Genomic DNA, 19126 nt, shown 5'->3' with positions numbered 1-19126 from the left:
AATTATTGCTAACCGTTAATAAATTATACAAATCTACAGATGAATAAAATAATTATTTTTTTTCTGCTTTTTTCTTTTGGGCTTACGCAAGCGCAACAATTAAACTGTACGGTAACGGTTGATTCACAAAAATTGAGTGTTACAAATCAGCAAGTTTTTAAAACATTACAAACTTCAATAAGTGAATTTGTAAATAAAACAGACTGGACTGGACAAGCCGTAAAGCAAAATGAAAAAATTAATTGTTCGATGTATATTACTGTTTCTTCAAACAGTTCAGATCAATTTACAGCTACTATTCAAGTGCAATCTTCAAGGCCTATTTTTAATTCATCTTATTCCTCTCCGGTATTAAATTATAATGATAAAGATTTTAATTTTAGGTATACAGAGTTTGAAAATCTTATCTTTAGCCCAACTACATTTGATTCTAATTTAGTTTCAGTATTGGCTTTTTACAGTTATATGATTTTAGGAATGGATGCGGATACTTTTGTTTTGGAATCGGGAAATTCATATTTTGAAACTGCACAAAGCATATCAACTCTGGCGCAACAAGGTGGTTCAAAAGGATGGAGTCAAGCTGATGGAAATCAAAACCGTTACTTTTTGATAAATGATATTTTGTCTCCGGCATTCAAACAAATACGTCAAACCACGCTTGATTATCATGTTGGGTTAGACCTAATGAGCCAAGATTTAAAAGCTTCTAAAGAAAAAATAAAAGGATCATTAATTGATTTAACCAAGTTAAATACTTCCAGACCCAACGCATTTTTGACCCGTGTCTTTTTCGATGCCAAATCAGATGAAATCGTTTCTATTTTTTCGGGCGGACCTAGTATTACAATCTCAGATTTGACAGATAATCTGAATAAAATCTCTCCTTTGAATTCAAGTAAATGGATGCTGATGAAATATTAATTTATTTTCAATTTTTAGTTTATTTCAGCCCACATCACAAAATAATATAGTAAATGATAACGTCACTTTCGATAAAAAACTATGCCTTAATAGAAAAATTGTCTATTGACTTTTCTAAAGGTTTTTCAATAATTACAGGAGAAACAGGTGCAGGGAAATCAATAATATTAGGTGCAATAGGATTGGTTTTAGGAAAAAGAGCCGACTTAACTTCTTTAAAAAATAAGGAAGAAAAATGTGTTATTGAAGCGCACTTTGAAATTTCTAAGTATAATTTACTTCCTTTTTTTGAGGAAAATGACTTAGATTATGAAAATGATACCATAATTAGACGTGAAATACTTCCCTCTGGAAAATCTCGTGCTTTTATAAATGACAGTCCTGTAAACCTTCAGGAATTGCAGGAATTGAGTTTGTTCTTGATTGATATTCATTCGCAACAGCAAACCCAAGAACTTTCGGATGAAACTGTACAGTTCGAAATTATTGATGCAATTGCCAATAATAAAGAAACAATTCTGGAATATCAATATCTTTTAAAAAGCTATAAATCGGATAAATCCAAATTGAATTCGCTACTGAAAAGACAAAGCGAATCTAAGAAAGAACAAGAATACAATACTTTTTTATTGGATGAATTAATTGCAGCTCAATTAAAATCAGGCGAACAAGAAACCCTGGAGGCTGATTTTGAGAAGTTGAATAATGTTGAAATTATAAAAGAATCTATTGATAAGTCTTTGGCTATTGCCAATGAAGAACAAATAGGTGTACTACATAATTTGAATGAAATTAAGCTCTCTTTGCAAAAAATCGCCTCTTTTTCAACTGATTATCACTCTTTATTAGAAAGAATAACAAGCGTAATAATTGAATTTGATGATATTTCCGATGAGATGAACCGCTGTTCAGAGAAGTTAATTAATGATCCAGAACAATTGGATTTAATCAGTCAAAAACTTCAAGTGATTTTTAATTTGCAAAAGAAACATCAGGTTTCCTCAGTGGATGAATTATTGGAAATTCAAGCTAATCTGGAAAATTCAGTTTTAGCCTTAGGAAATATGGAAGAAGAAATTGCTACATTAACTATTTCTATTGAACAAAAAACAGTTGAATTAGATGCTTTTTCGAGGACAATTCATAACAATAGATTGGATTCGATTCCTATTTTATCTCAAAAGTTGATTGCTATTTTAGAGACATTAGGAATGCCAAATGTTCGCTTCAATATTGAGATTAATAGTACTGAAACGTATTATCAAAATGGAAAAGATACTCTTCAGTTTTTATTTTCGGCTAATAAAGGAACTGATTTTGGTGTATTGAAAAAAGTTGCTTCCGGTGGAGAAATGTCAAGGATTATGCTTGCGGTTAAAGCGATATTGGCACAATATTCAAAATTGCCAACATTAATTTTTGATGAAATTGACACTGGTGTTTCTGGAGAAATTGCCATCAGAATGGGGGAAATTATGAAAGAAATGAGTCAGGAAATGCAAATTTTTGCCATTACCCATTTACCACAAATTGCTGCTAAGGGGAACGCACATTTCAAAGTATTTAAATCAACTGTTGGCGAGGACACACTTTCTGAACTGAAGCTTTTGAATGGAGAGGAAAGATTGGTTGAAATAGCACAAATGTTATCAGGAACAGTTGTTTCTGATTCGGCCTTAAATCACGCTAAAGCCTTGCTGAACTAATATTTTACTTTATATTTGTTTCCTTATAAAAGCAAGACTTTTGCAATAGGAATAAAACGATTTTACGAATAAATAAAAAACGAATAACCAAGAGTATGATTATAGAACCTAGAATGAGAGGATTTATTTGTACGACATCTCACCCAAAAGGATGCGAACAAAATGTTAAAAATCAAATTGAATATATTAAATCAAAAGGACCTATAAACGGGGCTAAAAAAGTATTAGTAATTGGAGCTTCAACCGGATTTGGTTTAGCTTCGAGAATTACAAGTGCTTTTGGATCTAATGCAGGTACGATTGGTGTATTTTTTGAAAAACCTCCAACAGAAGGTAAAACGGCTTCACCAGGTTGGTACAATTCTGCTGCTTTCGAAGCAGAAGCGCACAAAGCAGGTTTGTATGCAAAAAGTATCAATGGAGATGCATTTTCTAATGAAGTAAAACAGCAAACATTAGCTCTAATAAAAGAAGATTTAGGTCAAGTGGACTTAATCATTTATAGTTTAGCTTCTCCAGTTCGTATGCATCCAGTTACCGGTGTTTTACACCGTTCTACTTTGAAACCAATTGGCGGAACCTTTACCAACAAAACAGTTGATTTTCATTCTGGTAAAGTGTCTGAAATCTCAATTGAGCCATGTAGTGGCGATGATATTGAAAACACAATTGCTGTAATGGGTGGTGAAGATTGGGCAATGTGGATTGATGCTTTAAAAGCTGAAAATCTATTAGCTCCCGGCGCTACAACTGTTGCTTATTCTTATATTGGGCCTTCATTGACGGAAGCAGTTTATAGAAAAGGAACAATAGGTCGTGCCAAAGATCATCTGGAAGCGACTGCATTTGCTATTGCTGATAGTTTAGCAGCTATTGATGGTAAAGCATTTGTTTCGGTAAATAAAGCATTGGTAACACAAGCAAGTTCTGCAATTCCAGTTATTCCATTGTATATTTCATTGTTGTATAAAATAATGAAAGAAGAGGGAATTCACGAAGGTTGTATCGAACAAATTCAGCGTTTGTATCAAGAAAGATTATATACAGGAAATGAAGTTCCTGTAGATGAAAAAGGAAGAATACGCATTGACGATTTAGAAATGCGTCCTGATGTTCAAGAAAAAGTAGCTAAATTGTGGATTGAAGCTGTAACTGAAAATTTATCTGAAATAGGAGATTTAGCGGGATACAGAAAAGATTTCTACAATCTATTTGGTTTTGACGTTGAAGGAGTTGATTATAAAGCAGATGCAAACGAAGTGGTAAACATCGAAAGTATTGCTTAATCTTAATGATTACTAAATCATATATTTAGTTTCTGTAATGCATCTTAATTTCACAATGGTTTTATTCATTTCGAAATTAAGGTGCATTATTTTTTTAAAAGAACAGACTTAAATTACTTGTATTATGTATAACTTATTAAAAGGTAAAAGAGGAATCATTTTTGGCGCTTTGGATGAAAATTCAATTGCATGGAAAACGGCTGAAAGAGTTTTTGAAGAAGGGGGAACTTTTGTGCTTACAAATGCTCCTGCTTCTATACGAATGGGAACGATTGATGAACTGGCGCAAAAAACTAACTCTCAAATCATACCTGCAGATGCTACATCGGTCGCTGATTTAGAGAATCTGGTAGATCAAGCTATGGAAATTTTAGGCGGTAAAATTGATTTTGTTTTGCACTCAATAGGAATGTCTGTTAATGTTCGAAAAGGAAATCATTATACCAATCAGAATTACGATTATACCGAGAAGGGATGGAATGTATCAGCGGTTTCGTTTCATAAAGTAATGCAGGTTTTGTATAAAAAAGATGCCATGAATGAGTGGGGAAGTATTGTTGCTCTATCTTATATGGCTGCACAACGAGTGTTCCCAGATTATAACGACATGGCAGATAACAAAGCGTTTTTAGAATCTATTGCAAGAAGTTTTGGTTATTTCTTTGGAAGAGATAAAAAAGTGAGAGTCAATACAATTTCTCAATCACCAACACCTACAACGGCTGGACAAGGTGTGAAAGGATTTGGCGGATTTATAAATTTTGCCGAAAAAATGTCTCCTTTAGGAAATGCATCTGCTTTAGATTGTGCTAATTATACACTGACGTTGTTTTCTGATTTGACCAGAAAAGTGACATTGCAAAACTTATTGCACGATGGTGGTTTTTCAAACATGGGAGTAAGTCAGGAAGTCATGGAAATGTTTGAATAAAAATTACAAATTATTTATAAAACCATCAATTAATAGTTGATGGTTTTTTTATGGATAAAGATTATATTTGTTAAAATTTTTTGAGCCTAAAAAAATACCTTTAATACCACATTCATAATTTATGTTATTTTCCCTAATTATACCAGTTTACAATCGTCCGGATGAAGTTAATGAACTTTTAGAAAGTTTATCTCATTCCACGTATAACAAAATTTTTGAAATTGTTATTATTGAAGATGGTTCTTCTATCGTTTGTAAAGATATAGCTCAGAAATATGGTGACAGATTAGATATTTCCTATTACTACAAGGAAAATTCAGGACCTGGGGATTCCAGAAATTACGGAATGAAAAAAGCCAGAGGAGATTATTTTATCATTTTTGATTCGGATTGTATTATTCCAAAAGAGTATTTATCAGAAGTTGACAAAGCTTTAAAACAGAATTATGTAGACTGTTTTGGAGGACCTGATAAGGCTCTTGACAGTTTTTCGGACATACAGAAAGCAATTAATTTTGCAATGACCTCTTTTTTAACCACGGGTGGAATTCGCGGTGGGTCTGAAAAAATTGATAAGTTTCAACCTAGAAGTTTCAATATGGGATTGTCACGTAAAGCGTTTGAAGCATCAAAAGGTTTTGGAAATATTCATCCGGGAGAAGATCCAGATTTGTCAATTCGTTTGTGGAATTTAGGTTTTGAAACCAAATTATTTCCTAATGCATTTGTATATCACAAAAGAAGAATTGATTGGAATAAGTTTTCTATTCAGGTAAATAAATTTGGGAAAGCACGACCAATTCTGAATAGTTGGTATCCTAAATACAATAAGCTTACTTTTTTCTTTCCTTCGGTATTTATAATTGGATTTTTTTCCTCCTTTTTATTAATGTTGATTTTTAATTTTGATTTACCACTTCAGTTGTATTTTGTTTACTTTTTGGTACTGTTTTTGGTGTCTTCCTTTCAAAATAAAAGCTTGAAAATTGGGTATTTGTCCTTGATAGCCGTTTGGAAACAATTTTATGGTTATGGAACCGGTTTTATAAAATCTTTTTATAAAATTATCATTTTGAAACAAAAACCTCAAGAAGCTTTCCCTGAATTATTTTTCAAAGTTTAATATGACAAAAATAATTGGTTTGACTGGTGGCATTGGAAGTGGGAAAACCACTATTGCAAATTATTTTAAATCATTTGGTATCCCAGTATACATAGCAGATGATGAAGCGAGAAAAATCATGCAATCTGCACAAATTTTGGAAGCTATTAAAAAAGTATTTGGTGAAACTATTTTTGAAAATGATAAGTTGAACAGAGAAGAATTAGCCAAAATTGTTTTCAACAATCCTAAAAAATTAGAAAAACTTAATAAAATTGTTCATCCTGCCGTAAAAAAACATTTTGAGCATTGGCTTTTACAACATACTGCCGCTCCTTATGTGATTTATGAAGCAGCTATTTTATTTGAAAGCGGTAGTTATAAAAACTGCGATTTGGTTATAACTGTTACGGCACCAGTAGAATCAAGGATTCAAAGAGTTGTTGAACGTGATAAAACAACACGAGAACTTGTTTTAAAAAGAATAAATGCACAATGGACTGATGAACAACGCATCTCAAAAAGCGATTTCGTCATAGAAAATACTTCTATAGAAACTACAAAATTAGAAGTTGTTAAAATTCTTAAAATTTTAAAGATTAAACAAAATGTGTTCTAGATGTTAATGTTTGGTTAATCTATTATTTAATATATTGTTAAAATACTAAATTTGTTTCGATGAATAAACTTTTTTTTAGATTACTTGTTTTATTAATGAGTTTGTCCTTAATAGGGATAATTCTTGTTCAGGTATATTGGTTTAATACGTCATTTAAAAATAATGACGAGCAGTTTAAATTTCATGTTAAGCAAGTGATTGGTAACGTGGCGGATAAGCTTCAAAAGCAAGAGGCGTATAGTTTTTATGATAAAATAAATCATTATAAAGACAGTACTGGAAAAGTACCTGAAAAAGACGATATTTTAGAGTTTTATTATGTTCAAAAAAATCCACGAACTAATAAAACAATTATATATTCAAACAGTATCATTTCTCAAAATTATAATATTGCACCAACGTTCTTTGATAAAAAATTTGATAGTGAAAAATTTAAAAGCTTTAGCGCGAAACGTGTAACTGAAGTGTATAATAATAATTCGATTGATAAATCAGGAGTAAGTCAAAGTTTGATTCCTGATGTTAGAATTGAAAAATCAGGCAATCTAGATATTTTAGACAATGCTCTTTTTGAAATTTCTGCGAAGGATGTTTTATCCGCAATGCCTCTAGAAGAACGTGTTTCTAGTGATGTTTTACAGAAACTTATTAAAAAAGAATTAGAAGAATATGGTATCGAGACAAGATTTGAATTTGGTATTTACAGCAACAATTTAGCGACCAAAATTAAATCAAATGAGTTTAAATATGATAAAGAGGCGACCTATTCAATTCCTATTTTTACGGATAATGAAGGGAATAGTAAATACCAATTATTAGTTACGTTTCCGCTCAAAAAGAAATTTTTATTGTCAGAACTCGTTAGTGTAACTGTTCTTTCTATTGTTTTTACACTGATTATTTTAATTGCTTATACGAGTGCATTGAATCAATTAATTCGTCAACGTCAGATCTCTGAAATCAAAAATGATTTCATTAACAATATGACACATGAATTTAAAACTCCAATTGCAACTATAAATTTAGCATTGGATGCAATAAAGAATCCAAAAATAATAGATGACAAAGAAAAGGTCTTACGATACCTTCAAATGATAAAGGACGAAAATAAACGCATGCACGCACAAGTGGAAAATGTGTTGCGAATTTCAAAATTAGAAAAGAAAGAATTAGATATAACTAAAGAGTCTAATAACATTCATGAGATTATTGATGACGCAATAGATCATGTGAATTTAATATTGGAGGATAGACAAGGAACAATTACCTGTCATTTTAAAGCGATTAGAACCACAGTTTTAATCAATGATGTTCATTTTACTAATGTCATTGTAAATATTTTAGAGAATGCCATAAAATACTCGCCTAATGTTCCGGAAATTGAAGTTTTTACAGAAAACATCAAAGATATGGTCATTATCAAAGTGAAAGATAGTGGTTTAGGGATGAGTAAAATAGCTCAGAAAAGGATTTTTGAAAAATTCTACCGAGAGCATACCGGTGACATTCATAATGTAAAAGGTCACGGTTTAGGTTTAGCTTACGTTAAAAGAATAGTTGAAGACCATAATGGTCAAGTATATGTAGAAAGTGAAAAGGGAAAAGGAAGTACCTTCATAATAAAATTACCATTAATAAATTAGAATATGGAAAATGTAAATAAAAAAATACTTTTAGTTGAAGACGATCTTAATTTTGGAGCAGTTTTAAAAGATTATTTGATGTTAAATGATTTTGACGTCACTTTGGCCAAAAATGGAATGGAAGGTTTCGAAAAATTCAAAAAGGATACTTACGATTTATGTATTCTGGATGTAATGATGCCTTACAAAGATGGATATACCTTGGCAAAAGAAATCAGAGAGAAAAATAATGAAGTGCCAATTATATTTTTGACAGCAAAATCTATGAAAGAAGATGTGTTGAAGGGATATAAAGCAGGTGCTGATGATTACTTGAATAAACCATTTGATTCAGAAGTATTGTTGATGAAAATCAAAGCAATAATTCAAAGAAAATCATCTGATACTAAAACGGAACAAGTGCAATTTGAATTTAATATTGGTAAATTTCATTTGAACTCAAAACTTCGTTTTTTAACATTTAAGAATGAAGAACCAATAAAATTATCTCCAAAAGAGAATGAATTATTGAAAATGTTGATACTTCATGAAAATGATTTAATGCCAAGAGAATTAGCATTGACAAAAATCTGGAGAGATGACAACTATTTTACGTCTAGAAGTATGGATGTGTACATCGCAAAGTTGAGAAAGTATTTGAAACTTGATGAAGATGTGGAAATTTTGAACATCCACGGAGAAGGATTCAGATTAGTTGTTAAGAATAAAGCAGCAGAATAAATTTATATAAGCCTCAAGAAATTGAGGCTTTTTTTAGAGCTATTTCCTGCTCCCGATGCTTCGGGAGGTTACAATCTTTTTCCTCGTTAAAGAAACGAGAAAAAAGGATTTTTACTGCTATTAGGGCTAGGATTTCGTAGAATAAAGAAATTTTATATAATACCAGAAAATTTAGACTAAAGTTTAATTGAGTTGGAGTTATCGCCAATTCAACTGTAAAGCAAAACTTGTTTTATCTTCTTTTGTAATACTAAAAACAGTTTCACTATCCGTAATACTTTCATGAATAATGACGGTATCGTTGAGTGATAATTCCTTTAAGAAATTCATTTCTAAACTGTCAATTTTTTGATTGAGAATTAATTTTGGATCTACTAAATCCAAACACCATTCCAGATATTTGACATTATTGACATGATTTACAATGTCTAAATCTGATAGAAATACCTTTTTTTCAAAAACAATTTCTTTCTCTTGATTGAAGTTAATTTTAGAAAAACCTTCAAGAGTAGCTCTTTTTTCAGGATACAATTCAAAATGTTCAAACGGTAAAGCCAATCCTTCTGGCCTACGTTTTTTAGTGTTGAATACCGCCCAAAAAGTCTCAGAACCCACAATTTTCTCTCCATTGACATGCATTTCAAGTGCTCGCACGGAACGGGAGTTTTCTAAGGAATTGATCCATGTTTTTACGGTTACAGTATCTCCCCATTTTGGTAATCTAGAGATTTCAACACGCATCCGACTCAAAACCCAAGCTTGGTCAAATTCCTGCATATCTGTAAAACTGATTCCACCAACTTCTGAATGTGCAGCAGCAGTTAATTGTAAAATATTGCACAAATCCGTGTACTTTAAATAGCCATTTGGTGCGCATTGTGTAAAATTGATTTCCCAGTCTTTGCTAAGAATAGAGGTGAAGTTATGTGAAATTGGCATATAGATAATTATGAATTATGAATTTTACTTTAGAAACTTATTGATTTACTTTTTTTGAATTGATGTAATTCACAATTGTTTCATACGGAGTTTCAAAATCAAACCATTTGGTGTTTTCATTTCTTTTGAACCAAGTGAGTTGGCGTTTAGAAAATCGTCTTGTGTTTTTCTTTATTTCTTCGATGGCGAAATCTAATGTAATCTCTCGGTCAAAATAATTGAATAACTCTCTGTAACCTACGGTTTGTAATGCATTCAGCTCTTTGTTTGGAAATAACGTTTTTGCCTCCGCTAGAAGTCCTTCATTCATCATAATATCAACGCGCTGATTGATGCGGTTATAAATGATTTTTCTGTCGGCTTCTAGACCTACTAAAATAGCAGTGAAGTCTCTGTTATTTTTTTTCTGGTTTAAAAACGAAGAATATGGTTTTCCAGCTCCTATGCAAACTTCTACAAATCGCATCATGCGTTGTGGATTTTGCAGCGTTTGTGGATTTTCGATAGATAGTGTTTTATAATAATCAGGATCTAAAACTTCGAGTTTTTGTTGCAAATATCCAATGCCTAATTTTTCATAATTAGCCATGACTTCCTCACGTATGGCGCAGTTTATGTCTGGAAATTCATCAAATCCCTTTAAAATTGCGTCTACATACAATCCGGATCCGCCTACTAAAATGGCGTAATCATTAGTCAAAAATAATTCTTCCAGTTTCTTAATCGCTTCTTTCTCGAAATCACCAACTGTATAATTCTCGAATATGGATTTGTTTTGGATGAAATGGTGGTTGGCCGCAGCTAATTCTGAAGAGCTAGGTACTGCCGTTCCGATAGTCATTTCTTTGAAAAATTGGCGACTATCGCAGGAAATAATATCACATTTGAAGTAATTAGCCAAGACAATGCTCAAGGCAGTTTTTCCAATAGCTGTAGGTCCGATGATAGTGATTAAGTATTTCATATTTTTTAGCCCAGATGGAAACGGAAACCCCGCAGTTATTGTAGTTAGTTTTTCTTGGTGTAAAAGAGCGACTGAAAAAAGCTCCTTTTATGCCTTAAAAAAACAACTGGAATAATGAGGAGTTGCAGTGTACAACTGGAATTGCTTCACATTAATAAATTATAGTTCTGCTCCACAATGGAAACAGTATTTGGCATTGTATTCGTGCCCTTCAGTTCCACAAACTGAGCACGGATTAATTCTCTCTTCTCTTGGTTTTTTACGATTGCTATTGGCAAATTCAGCCGAAACGATTCCTGTAGGAACAGCAATTATACCGTAACCCATAATCATTACTACCGAAGCGATGGCTTGTCCCAGCGGTGTTATGGGCGAAATATCCCCGTACCCAACCGTTGTTAATGTAACGATGGTCCAATAAATACTGATAGGAATACTAGTGAAGCCGCCTTCTTTTCCTTCGACAATGTACATGACTGATCCTATTATTATGCTGCTGATGAGCATGAAATAAATGAAAATCAGTATTTTTCCTTTGCTGGCTATTAATGCTTCTTTTAGGTGTGTGGATTGGCTGGAGAATTTAGGGTGTTTCAAAATTTTGAATAGTCGCAACAATCTCAGTGCTCTGACTACGGTTAAAACGCTGGTTCCAACAAAAAACAGCGAGAAATACATGGGTAATGTTGCAATTAAATCGATTATTCCATAAAAACTAAAGATGTATTTCAATGGTTTTTTGATGGAAATTATTCTAAGAATATATTCTAAAGTAAAGAAAATGGTGATAATCCATTCTAATACAATAAGTTCTTGGTGGTATTTTATATCGAAACCTTTGACAGTTTCGAGCATAACAATTACTACACTTACTAGAATCACACCTAAAAGTACAAGATCAAATAACCGACCAGAAGCCGTGTTGGTTCCGTAAATTACTATATTGGTCTTTTGCCTGAAAGCATCAAATTTGGACTTTATTCTTTGCATATTTATGTTAGGATTGACATGCGTTTAGAATTTTATGGTCTTTACCGTTTTGTTTTTTCGGATATGTCCTTGAATAATATTTTTGGTGTCACGGTTATTTTGCATTGGAATAATGATGTTTCTCAGGATTTCAATATTGTTGATTTGATAGTTCAAATCATAGAAAGCATAGCCTTTATAGATTCCGTTTTCTATTAAAACCGCAGATCGTTCACTGATTGTTCTTCCTTTGTCAATCAGTACCATATTCTGATTTTCGAAAGTGTTTTTATCTATAAAATTTTGTACTCTCGTATTGTATTCTTCTGGAGACACTTCGCCAATACAAGCGCCGTCGCATTCTTTTATAGCATATTGAAAACAGTTTGTTTTAGAGACGTATAATCCAGTAAGTTTTTGGCACAAATTATAATGAGAAGTTATTCGAAACAGGGCATTTTTACCTTCTTGTAGGGAAGTAAATGAGGTGATTTCTTTTTTTCGGCCATCTGCTTTTTGCAATTTTAGGTTGAGATAGCCTTTTTCATCTTTCTCGGCATACAAAGCCAATTGAAAAATACTTTTTCGTTGTGCTCTGTTATAGATAGGTTTGTTAATTTTTATTTCTTCACTTTCTTTCAATAAAGCGATTAATTCACTTCCGGTTTCATCATAGGTTACGGTGAAAACTTCGGCTTGGATTTTCTTACATTTAGCAGAAGTTCCCGTAAAATGCTGATTGATGCGTTTTTTTATGTTTCGGCTTTTGCCAATATAAATTAGATTTCCTTTTTCATTGTGAATGTAATAAATACCTGTTTTTGCTGGTAATCCAGCCACAATATCCAGTAATTTTGGAGCAATTCCTTTTTCGATTTCCAGTTTAATAAAATCTTTTACAATTTCTTTCTCTAAATCTTTTTCTAAAAGAATTTTAAATAATTTGACAGTTGCCAAGGCATCACCACTCGCCCTGTGGCGGTCTGCCATTGGTATTCCAAGTGCACGAACGAGCTTTCCTAAGCTATGAGATGGTTGCTCTGGTAATAATTTTTTTGATAATTCTACTGTACAAATGGTTCGGGCTTCAAAATCATACCCTAATCGTCTGAACTCTGTTCGAAGGATTCTATAGTCAAATGAGGCATTATGAGCTACGATAATACAGTCATTTGTCATTTCAATAATGCGTTTCGCCACTTCAAAAAACTTTGGAGCAGATTGCAACATAGCATTATTTATACCTGTAAGTTTCACTACAAAGGGCTGAATTGGAATTTCCGGATTTACCAAACTGATGAATTGATCCACCACTTCATGTCCATCAAATTTATAGATGGCGATTTCAGTAATTCCCTCTTCGTTGAATTGTCCTCCAGTGGTTTCTATGTCTAGTATTGCGTACAAATTTTTTGTTTAATGTTTAGTGTTTCAAGTTAAGAAACATCTGAAATACTTTGCCAGTTCGCTATCGCTCAGGTCAAAAAACGTTTATCAAAAATCGAAAATCAATTTCTTCCCCCAAAGATACTACTTCCAATTCGAACCATTGTGCTTCCGCATTCAATTGCAAGTTGATAATCACCTGACATTCCCATGGAAAGAGTTGCGAATTGTGGATTATGAATTGCAAACGAATCAAAAATTGATTTCAAATGCAGGAATTCTTTCTTAATTTGGTCTTTATTATCGGTAAAAGTTGCCATTCCCATTAATCCTACAATTCTAATATTTTTTAGTTCCTTAAATTCGTTTGACGATAGGAGTGAAGCAAGTTCTTCTTGGTCTAGACCAAATTTAGTTTCTTCCTCTGCAATATATATTTGTAATAAACAATCTATAATTCTATTGTTTTTTTGAGCTTGTTTGTTAATTTCTTGAAGCAATTTCAAACTATCCACACCATGTATCAGGCTCACAAATGGTGCCATAAATTTGACTTTATTCGTTTGAACATGACCTATCATGTGCCATTGAATGTCTTTGGGCATTTGCTCCCATTTTTCGGCCATTTCCTGAATTTTGTTCTCACCAAAAATGCGCTGGCCAGCTTCATACGCCTCCATTAGATCCGAAACAGGTTTTGTTTTTGAAACTGCAACTAATGTTACGTGTTCAGGTAAAGTAGTTTTTATGTGGGTAAGATTATTTTTTATAGACATTTTTTAATCTTTTAATTTTAAATTATAACTAAAACTCATAAATAACTAGTCCACTTCGGAACTTAGGTTCGATATAGGTGCTTTTTGGTGGCATTATCAAATTGGCATCAGCCAAAGCTTTTATTTCTCCAATATTGGATGGAAATAATATAAAACCAATTTCGAATTCTCCTTGATCAATTTTATTTTTTACTTCCAGTACAGATTGTTTTCCTGAAAGGTATTCTATTCGTTCATCATTGCGTAAATCTTCAATAGCTAGAATAGGTAGCAGTACTTTCTTGTATAAAATTTGCGTGTCCAAACTCTCCAAAGCTGTTTTAAAAACTTCATTTTCTTTTCGTAAAATTAAGCTATAAAACTCATGATCAAGGTACATCCCAAATTGATGCTTTTCAGCGGGTTGAAAAGGTTGTTGAAATTTATTCTCTATTATGAAATCTTTTTCTAGCTCTTTTATCAAGTCTTGTTTCGAATAGCCATTTAAATCTTTTACTAATCTGTTAAATTCGTAAATTTTGACATTGTTTTCAGAAATTAAATAACTCAGAATATGGTCTTTGGCTATATTTTCTGTGTCATCATTTTCCTCTGATAATAGTTTTAGAGCTTCAGTTCGATGATGACCATCAGCAATATATAGGTTATCTGTCTTCTCGAATAGGTTTTGTAGCCAATTAATTTCTAATGCATCTTCAATTTTCCAGAGGTAATGAATTTCTTTTTTAGTGGTTGAAAATTCAAAATCAGCTAATTTTTGAGTACAGTTAAAAATCCAGTTTTCAATTGTTTTATTATCTGGATAGGTCATCAAAACCGGCTCCGTGTTGAAAGCAGCATATTTCATGTAGTCTTTGAGTAATCGGACTCTGAAAGCAATAATATCTTCATGTTTTTTGATAATGTTGTTGCAATAGTCTGCTACGCTAGTACCTGCAATAATTCCTGTAAAAGAATGCGTTTTGGTAACAATTTTATGAATATAAATAGCAGGTTTTTTATCTTTTACTAAGATAATTTCATTTTTAAAATCCTGATATTTTTGATGTACTTGTCGGTATCTTTTTTCAAATGAAACGCTTTCTTGATTGGTATAAGCAGGTTTTAGAATATGCAAAAAAGACAATGGATTGAAATCTAATTGCGCTGCTAATTCAGCATTTACATATTCTTCATAGGAACGACAAGTGACCAGACAGACCTTATCTCGAGTAGGACGAACTGCTTTGAAAGGAACTATTTGTGCCATAATTATTTCAAAAGTTAAAAGCAAAAGTCGAGAGCTTAAAGTGATTAACTTTATACTCTCGACTTTTGAATAGTATGACTATATAAATTGTTTAGAAATTTTCTCTGCTTTTTTGCTTTCTGAATAATCGTAGAAACCTTCACCTGATTTCACACCCATTTTTCCGGCACGAACCATATTTACTAATAAAGGACAAGGTGCATATTTTGGATTTTTGAAACCGTCGTACATTACATTTAAAATAGCTAAACATACGTCAAGACCAATAAAATCAGCTAATTGTAAAGGTCCCATTGGGTGTCCCATTCCAAGTTTCATAACAGTGTCAATTTCATAAACACCAGCTACTTTGTTGTATAAAGTTTCGATAGCTTCATTGATCATTGGCATCAAAATTCTATTGGCAACAAAACCAGGATAATCGTTTACTTCAACTGGTGTTTTTCCTAATTTTTCAGAAAGATTCATGATAATTTTCGTCACTTCATCGCTAGTGTTGTATCCACGAATGATTTCTACCAATTTCATAATTGGCACCGGATTCATAAAGTGCATTCCGATAACACGCTCTGGATGCGCCACAACAGCTCCAATTTGAGTAATTGAAATCGAAGAAGTATTAGTTGCCAAAATTGTATTGTGAGAACAAGCTTCGTTTAATTGCTTGAAGATATTCAGTTTTAATTCAACATTTTCAGTTGCGGCTTCAACTACTAAATCAACTCCTACAACACCATCTTTAATATCTGTATAAGTGATAATATTGGTAATCGTTTTAACTTTGTCTTCTTGTGTGATGCTCCCTTTTGTAATCATTCGGTCTAAATTAGCGGCTATTGTTGCCATTCCTTTATCTAAAGATTTCTCTGAAACATCTATTAATTTTACGGTAAAACCACTTTGTGCAAAGGTATGAGCGATTCCGTTCCCCATTGTTCCTGCTCCGATTACGGCTATTGTTTTCATATATTTTAGGTTAAACTTTAAACACATTTTATTTATTTCTTAAAACAATCAATTATTTGATAAGCTACACGAAGTGCTTCAGTTGCTTGTTCCAATGTCACAACTGGAGTTGAATCAGTATTTATTGCAACTGCAAATGATTCTAATTCATCAAGGATTGCGTTATTTTGTTCTACATCTGGGTTTGAGAAATAGATTTGTTTTTTTACACCTTCAGCATTTTGTAAAATCATATCAAAGTCGCCGGGAACTTCTGGAGCATCTTTCATTTTTACCACTTCACATTTCTTTTCTAAGAAATCTACTGAGATGTAAGCGTCTTTTTGGAAAAAACGAGATTTACGCATGTTTTTCATCGAAATTCGGCTTGCCGTTAAATTGGCAACACAACCATTTTCGAATTCTATTCTCGCATTGGCAATATCTGGTGTGTCACTTATTACCGAAACGCCGCTTGCGCTAATATTTTTTACTTTAGATTTTACTACGCTTAAAATGGCGTCAATATCATGAATCATCAAATCCAAGACTACAGGCACATCGGTTCCACGAGGATTAAATTCAGCCAAGCGATGTGCTTCAATAAACATCGGATTCTCAATCATGTTTTTAGTAGCGATAAATGCTGGGTTAAAACGCTCTACATGACCAACTTGCCCTTTTACATTATATTCTTTAGCCAAAGCGATAATTTCTTCGGCTTCTTCAACCGTGTTTGAAATGGGTTTTTCAATAAAAACATGTTTTCCCGATTTTATGGCTACTTTGGCACATTTGTAATGGGAAAGTGTTGGCGTAACAATATCAATTACATCAACTGCATGAATAAGAGTTGCAATTGTGCTAAAATGTTTATAACCAAATTCTTTAGAAACCTTTTCGGCATTCTCTTGATTTGGGTCATAAAAACCAACTAATTCATATTTATCAGATTGTTGTAATAAACGCAAATGTATTTTTCCTAGATGACCAGCACCTAATACTCCAATTTTCAGCATAACGATGTAATTTTTACAAAAATAGCAATAAAATGATTAATCTATTATTGATATGAGACAATTATTCAGCTAATTTAAAATTTAAAATCCAACATTTGAATTCAGAAATTCTTTTCTATTTTTACCAAAATAAAATAGTAAATTTTGAAAGACACAGCCAAGCATCAAGGACTTCGGAATCAATTAGTAAGCGTTTTAGAACAAAAAGGAATTACTGATAAAAGTGTTTTGGAGGCGATAAAAAAGATTCCAAGACATTTATTTTTGAATTCCAGTTTTGAAGATTATGCCTATCAAGATAAAGCATTTCCCATTGGTGCAGGTCAAACGATATCACAACCATACACTGTAGCTTTTCAATCTCAATTATTAGAAGTAAAAAAAGAGCATAAAATTTTAGAAATAGGAACAGGTTCTGGATATCAAACAGCTGTTTTATGTTTGTTAGGAGCCAAAGTATTTAGCGTTGAAAGACAAAAAGAATTGTTTAAGCAAACTTCTATTTTATTTCCAAAACTGAATATTCGTCCCAAACATCTTTCTTTTGGAGATGGATATAAAGGATTGCCAGGTTATGCTCCTTTTGACAGTATTATTGTGACTGCAGGTGCTCCATTTATCCCACAGCCTTTGATGGCACAACTTAAAATAGGAGGAAGGCTAGTTATTCCTTTAGGCGAAGAGGTTCAAATAATGACTTTACTAATTCGAAAAAACGAAACACAATTTGAAAAACATGAGTTTGGAGAATTTAGATTCGTCCCTTTATTAGAAGATAAAAATTAAAATCCCATCCCCAACCCTTTCCAAGGGGAACGGAACTGAAGTAAATTTTTATTGACCAATAATAGTTAAATATCGCTCTAAGCTTTCTTTTTCTATTTGCGCAATGAATAATAAAAAATCTTCTTTATTGTTTTTAGTTTGTGCTGTTTCCAGCGATTGATAATAGCGCATTCTATTGTCATAATCTCCTTTGATATTCGCAATAATGTATCCATGCTGTAACAAAACTAGATTCATTACCAAACGAGAAGTTCTGCCGTTACCATCTATAAATGGATGAATTGTTACTAAACGTTCGTGCATTTCTGCAGCTAAAATTATTGGATGAAGGATTGATTTGTTGGTTTCGTACCAAATAAAAAAATCTTCCATTTCCTTAGCCACTAAAAAAGGTTGTGGAGGCATGTGACTGCTTCCTTGAATCATCACTTGAACTTTTCTATAGCGTCCGGCATCTTCGGGTTGAATTCCTCTCAAAATAAGATTGTGTATAGATAATACTTCGCGTTCATTTATGGCACTATTTCGTTGCATTAAATCTTTAATGTAGGCAATCGCTTCTTGATGATTAATCACTTCAAGATGTTCCCGCATGCTTTTTCCGGAAATCGTTAAACCTTCATTAATTACCAAATCAGTTTCACGTAAAGTCATTGTATTGCCTTCGATACGGTTACTTTCAAAAGTATATTCTAGTTCTAAAGCTTGTGCAATGCGATAGCTGTCAAACTGCCGAAATTCATCTAGTTTTATCTTGAGAAGGTCTATTTCATCTAAAATTTTTTGAAGCGTACTAGATAGTTTTTTCTTAGAAGGTTTACTGTGATATCTAATTTCTTGCTCCGCAACCAATAATGCTTTTAAAGCAAACTCATCTTGACCAATTTCATAAATAATTTTTTCTTTAAGCCAGGCTACCATGATAGTTTCTAAATCTATTTCTAGTAGAGAGGCTAATTTTATAATTTGGTCTCTGGTGGGTTTTCTTGTTCCACTTTCAAACTTACTGATTAAGGCTTGATCAATTCCTAAAAGTTGTGCCACTTCTCTAGTTTTGAGTCCCTTTAGTTCTCTTGCATTTTTGAGTAGCGTTTTCATTTTAAAATGTTTTAATTTGTCTTGACAAATTTAGTCATTTTCTAAATTAAAAAACTATTTTTTT

The 19126-nt window shown here is 32.5% G+C and carries 18 protein-coding genes; 9 read left to right on the top strand and 9 right to left on the bottom strand.

Going from position 1 to position 19126, the window contains the following annotated elements; genetic code table 11:
- Positions 1-39: 39 nt before the first annotated feature.
- The 8 genes from porD (at position 40) to V5J73_RS09070 (ending at position 8931) form a co-directional block, all read left to right on the top strand.
- Entirely contained in the window at positions 40-924 is an 885-nt protein-coding gene (gene porD / locus V5J73_RS09105) for a type IX secretion system protein PorD (RefSeq protein WP_338645199.1), read from the top strand.
- 53 nt (positions 925-977) lie between these two features.
- Positions 978-2630: a DNA repair protein RecN gene (recN, locus tag V5J73_RS09100; protein WP_338645197.1), complete on the top strand. Its 1653-nt coding sequence runs from the start codon at positions 978-980 to the stop codon at positions 2628-2630.
- A gap of 95 nt (positions 2631-2725) precedes the next feature.
- Positions 2726-3916 carry an enoyl-ACP reductase FabV gene (gene fabV / locus V5J73_RS09095; protein ID WP_338645195.1) on the top strand — a complete coding sequence of 397 codons (1191 nt, stop codon included), beginning with the start codon at positions 2726-2728 and terminating at the stop codon, positions 3914-3916.
- Positions 3917-4037: 121 nt separating this feature from the next.
- The gene (locus V5J73_RS09090; RefSeq protein WP_282728666.1) at positions 4038-4847 is read left to right on the top strand and encodes an enoyl-ACP reductase FabI; all 810 of its coding nucleotides are present in this window, start codon (positions 4038-4040) and stop codon (positions 4845-4847) included.
- 121 nt (positions 4848-4968) lie between these two features.
- Positions 4969-5970, top strand: a complete 1002-nt coding sequence (locus tag V5J73_RS09085; protein WP_338645193.1) for a glycosyltransferase — start codon at positions 4969-4971, stop codon at positions 5968-5970.
- Between the two features lies 1 nt (position 5971).
- Complete coding sequence (gene coaE / locus V5J73_RS09080; RefSeq protein ID WP_338645191.1) at positions 5972-6568, top strand: dephospho-CoA kinase; 597 nt, start codon at positions 5972-5974, stop codon at positions 6566-6568.
- Between the two features lie 59 nt (positions 6569-6627).
- Positions 6628-8211 carry a sensor histidine kinase gene (locus V5J73_RS09075; RefSeq protein ID WP_338645189.1) on the top strand — a complete coding sequence of 528 codons (1584 nt, stop codon included), beginning with the start codon at positions 6628-6630 and terminating at the stop codon, positions 8209-8211.
- A 3-nt stretch (positions 8212-8214) separates the two neighbouring features.
- Positions 8215-8931, top strand: a complete 717-nt coding sequence (locus V5J73_RS09070) for a response regulator transcription factor (RefSeq protein WP_338645187.1) — start codon at positions 8215-8217, stop codon at positions 8929-8931.
- 198 nt (positions 8932-9129) lie between these two features.
- On the opposite strand, the gene V5J73_RS09065 is transcribed toward V5J73_RS09070, so the two are convergent.
- The 8 genes from V5J73_RS09065 to V5J73_RS09030 form a co-directional block, all read right to left on the bottom strand.
- Positions 9130-9870, bottom strand: coding sequence for an acyl-[acyl-carrier-protein] thioesterase (locus V5J73_RS09065; protein WP_338645185.1), 741 nt, complete (start codon positions 9868-9870; stop codon positions 9130-9132).
- Between the two features lie 37 nt (positions 9871-9907).
- On the bottom strand, positions 9908-10834 hold the full coding sequence (gene miaA, locus V5J73_RS09060; RefSeq protein ID WP_338645183.1) for a tRNA (adenosine(37)-N6)-dimethylallyltransferase MiaA: 927 nt from the start codon (positions 10832-10834) through the stop codon (positions 9908-9910).
- 159 nt (positions 10835-10993) lie between these two features.
- On the bottom strand, positions 10994-11824 hold the full coding sequence (locus V5J73_RS09055; RefSeq protein WP_338645181.1) for an ion transporter: 831 nt from the start codon (positions 11822-11824) through the stop codon (positions 10994-10996).
- A 24-nt stretch (positions 11825-11848) separates the two neighbouring features.
- A complete protein-coding gene (locus V5J73_RS09050) occupies positions 11849-13210 on the bottom strand; it encodes an exonuclease domain-containing protein (RefSeq protein ID WP_338645179.1) in 1362 nt (453 codons plus the stop codon).
- A 101-nt stretch (positions 13211-13311) separates the two neighbouring features.
- Entirely contained in the window at positions 13312-13965 is a 654-nt protein-coding gene (locus V5J73_RS09045; RefSeq protein ID WP_338645177.1) for a YggS family pyridoxal phosphate-dependent enzyme, read from the bottom strand.
- Positions 13966-13993: 28 nt separating this feature from the next.
- Positions 13994-15214, bottom strand: coding sequence for a DUF1015 domain-containing protein (locus V5J73_RS09040; protein ID WP_338645175.1), 1221 nt, complete (start codon positions 15212-15214; stop codon positions 13994-13996).
- A 78-nt stretch (positions 15215-15292) separates the two neighbouring features.
- Complete coding sequence (locus tag V5J73_RS09035) at positions 15293-16180, bottom strand: 3-hydroxyacyl-CoA dehydrogenase family protein (RefSeq protein WP_338645173.1); 888 nt, start codon at positions 16178-16180, stop codon at positions 15293-15295.
- A 32-nt stretch (positions 16181-16212) separates the two neighbouring features.
- Positions 16213-17178, bottom strand: a complete 966-nt coding sequence (locus tag V5J73_RS09030; protein WP_338645171.1) for a Gfo/Idh/MocA family protein — start codon at positions 17176-17178, stop codon at positions 16213-16215.
- Between the two features lie 144 nt (positions 17179-17322).
- Between V5J73_RS09030 and V5J73_RS09025 the strand changes: the two genes are divergently transcribed.
- Complete coding sequence (locus V5J73_RS09025; protein ID WP_338645169.1) at positions 17323-17964, top strand: protein-L-isoaspartate(D-aspartate) O-methyltransferase; 642 nt, start codon at positions 17323-17325, stop codon at positions 17962-17964.
- A 48-nt stretch (positions 17965-18012) separates the two neighbouring features.
- On the opposite strand, the gene V5J73_RS09020 is transcribed toward V5J73_RS09025, so the two are convergent.
- Positions 18013-19062, bottom strand: a complete 1050-nt coding sequence (locus V5J73_RS09020) for a Fic family protein (RefSeq protein ID WP_338645167.1) — start codon at positions 19060-19062, stop codon at positions 18013-18015.
- Positions 19063-19126: the final 64 nt, after the last annotated feature.

The organism is Flavobacterium sp. KS-LB2 (assembly GCF_036895565.1).
Classification (GTDB): Bacteria; Bacteroidota; Bacteroidia; order Flavobacteriales; family Flavobacteriaceae; genus Flavobacterium.
Note: the sequence above shows the minus strand (reverse complement) of the source record. Positions and strands in the feature narration are given on the sequence as shown.

Bases quoted from the DNA above. Each gene is read 5' to 3' on its own strand.
- fabV (WP_338645195.1), top strand. From the start codon at position 2,726: ATGATTATAGAACCTAGAATGAGAGGATTTATTTGTACGACATCTCAC.
- V5J73_RS09020 (WP_338645167.1), bottom strand. From the start codon at position 19,062: ATGAAAACGCTACTCAAAAATGCAAGAGAACTAAAGGGACTCAAAACT.
- V5J73_RS09035 (WP_338645173.1), bottom strand. From the start codon at position 16,180: ATGAAAACAATAGCCGTAATCGGAGCAGGAACAATGGGGAACGGAATC.
- V5J73_RS09070 (WP_338645187.1), top strand. From the start codon at position 8,215: ATGGAAAATGTAAATAAAAAAATACTTTTAGTTGAAGACGATCTTAAT.
- V5J73_RS09055 (WP_338645181.1), bottom strand. From the start codon at position 11,824: ATGCAAAGAATAAAGTCCAAATTTGATGCTTTCAGGCAAAAGACCAAT.
- V5J73_RS09040 (WP_338645175.1), bottom strand. From the start codon at position 15,214: ATGGCACAAATAGTTCCTTTCAAAGCAGTTCGTCCTACTCGAGATAAG.
- miaA (WP_338645183.1), bottom strand. From the start codon at position 10,834: ATGAAATACTTAATCACTATCATCGGACCTACAGCTATTGGAAAAACT.
- porD (WP_338645199.1), top strand. From the start codon at position 40: ATGAATAAAATAATTATTTTTTTTCTGCTTTTTTCTTTTGGGCTTACG.
- V5J73_RS09065 (WP_338645185.1), bottom strand. From the start codon at position 9,870: ATGCCAATTTCACATAACTTCACCTCTATTCTTAGCAAAGACTGGGAA.
- V5J73_RS09075 (WP_338645189.1), top strand. From the start codon at position 6,628: ATGAATAAACTTTTTTTTAGATTACTTGTTTTATTAATGAGTTTGTCC.
- V5J73_RS09045 (WP_338645177.1), bottom strand. From the start codon at position 13,965: ATGTCTATAAAAAATAATCTTACCCACATAAAAACTACTTTACCTGAA.
- recN (WP_338645197.1), top strand. From the start codon at position 978: ATGATAACGTCACTTTCGATAAAAAACTATGCCTTAATAGAAAAATTG.
- coaE (WP_338645191.1), top strand. From the start codon at position 5,972: ATGACAAAAATAATTGGTTTGACTGGTGGCATTGGAAGTGGGAAAACC.
- V5J73_RS09030 (WP_338645171.1), bottom strand. From the start codon at position 17,178: ATGCTGAAAATTGGAGTATTAGGTGCTGGTCATCTAGGAAAAATACAT.
- V5J73_RS09085 (WP_338645193.1), top strand. From the start codon at position 4,969: ATGTTATTTTCCCTAATTATACCAGTTTACAATCGTCCGGATGAAGTT.